Consider the following 1,170-nt stretch of genomic DNA (forward strand, 5'->3'; position numbering starts at 1 on the left):
TCGTTTTTGGATTGCTGGTCAAAAACCAACTGTACACCGGCGAAAAGCTGGACACCGAATATAATATCAAATCGAACTGACATTTGGTTTTTTCATAAAATATACCGAAGGTCTATTAAAGTTACCCTTTTTTCTGAAAAACATATAAATTCTTTTTCAAAAAGTTCTTGACATATCACCAGAATGCTTTTACTAAATGTAGTCATATATTCTTAGCAACAATTATAACTACGACACTTATATGTTTCTTCTCCGTCCAAATCAAAAACTTGATACATACAAACGCCTAAAGCATTTGCTATATCATTTGCAGTTTTTAGGCTTGGCATTGTTTTTCCTGTTTCTATTTGATTTATACTTATTCTTGATATTCCAACTTTCTTCCCTAACCTATGTTGTGATAAACCTAATGGTTTTCTATATTTTTCAATTCTGTTTCTCATTACCTTACCTTCTCTCTTTGGATAAGTATAGTTTACCATGTTCTTTCACGAAAGTCAATACGTTCAGGTCCTTGAGTTTCCGCAGTTTTATCCACAGACCCGCATTTCCATAGCCATCACCATAAACAACTTTCAAAAAATGCCCAAAATATAAGGAATCCTTTCCTGTCTTGTAGTATAATTAAGGTGTCCAATCAAAAAGATACTAAACAAAAACCAGGAGGATTCCTTATGCTTAATTCTACTACAAATACTTATTCTTTGAAACGAGAAATTTTAACTTTTTCAAAAAAGATTTCAAAACATCTTTCTAAACCCGATAGAAAGTTTACAGCCGATATGACCTACGGCATGCTTGCCGCTCAGAGTTGCCTCCTAACAGATATCGTTGATCAGCTTCATGAGAAATCGAAAAAAGTGAATTCTGTGGAGCGTCTCACCAGGCACCTTAACCAAGGGATTCCGAAAGACGCACAAAAGTCATATCTGGCTTTCGTTCGTACAATGGTTCCCAGGAATCCCATTATCCATATTGATGATAGCGATGTGATAAAACCGGAAGGCCGCAAGTTTGAGGCACTGGGACTTGTTCGGGATGGTTCCAAAAGTACAGCGACAAAAAACGTTTACGAAAAAGGCTACCATGTGACGGAGGCTTGTGTTCTAATCGGCAGCAATCATCCAGTAAGTATTTTTTCTAAGATACATTCCTCAAAAGAGAAAAACT

2 protein-coding genes are annotated in these 1,170 nt (G+C 36.1%); one reads left to right on the forward strand and one right to left on the reverse strand.

The features are described 5' to 3' along the window. Positions 1 to 212: 212 nt before the first annotated feature. On the reverse strand, positions 213 to 443 hold the full coding sequence (locus ASU35_RS05650; protein WP_058352076.1) for a helix-turn-helix transcriptional regulator: 231 nt from the start codon (positions 441 to 443) through the stop codon (positions 213 to 215). Between the two features lie 231 nt (positions 444 to 674). Here ASU35_RS05650 and ASU35_RS05655 point away from each other — a divergent pair. After that, positions 675 to 1,170, forward strand: a 496-nt coding sequence (locus tag ASU35_RS05655) for a hypothetical protein (protein ID WP_058352077.1), incomplete at its 3' end; no start/stop codon positions are given.

This window comes from Acetivibrio ethanolgignens, from assembly GCF_001461035.1.
GTDB classification, from domain to species: domain Bacteria; phylum Bacillota; class Clostridia; order Lachnospirales; family Lachnospiraceae; genus Velocimicrobium; species Velocimicrobium ethanolgignens.

Bases quoted from the DNA above. Each gene is read 5' to 3' on its own strand.
- ASU35_RS05650 (WP_058352076.1), bottom strand. From the start codon at position 443: ATGAGAAACAGAATTGAAAAATATAGAAAACCATTAGGTTTATCACAA.